Origin of the sequence: Chryseobacterium sp. SIMBA_028 (genome assembly GCF_046535285.1) — a bacterium.
Classification (GTDB): domain Bacteria; phylum Bacteroidota; class Bacteroidia; order Flavobacteriales; family Weeksellaceae; genus Chryseobacterium.
This window is the reverse complement of record NZ_JAWRWZ010000853.1, coordinates 1-234: the sequence shown is the minus strand read 5'-3', so window position 1 is coordinate 234 and position 234 is coordinate 1. Positions and strand designations below refer to the sequence as shown.

Here is a 234-nt window from a genome sequence, read left to right as displayed (position 1 = left end):
GGAGGTTCGGTGCCGGGTAACCCGCAGACGCCGCCCAGGGATCACCTTCTTGATGGCCTGACGCCGAGGGAAACGGAGATCCTTACGACCATCGCTGAAGGCCTGTCCAATGCGGACATCGCGCACAAGTTCTTCCTCTCCGAGGCGACTGTGAAGACCCATGTCCGCCGGATTCTGAGCAAATTGCAACTGCGCGATAGGGTCCAGGTCGTGGTGTACGCCTACGAAACAGGC

General features: G+C 60.3%; 1 protein-coding gene. It reads left to right on the top strand.

Annotated features, from left to right (window positions below):
* The coding region (locus tag SCA31_RS25605) for a response regulator transcription factor (protein WP_410699730.1) at positions 1-234 on the top strand (234 nt) is incomplete at both ends.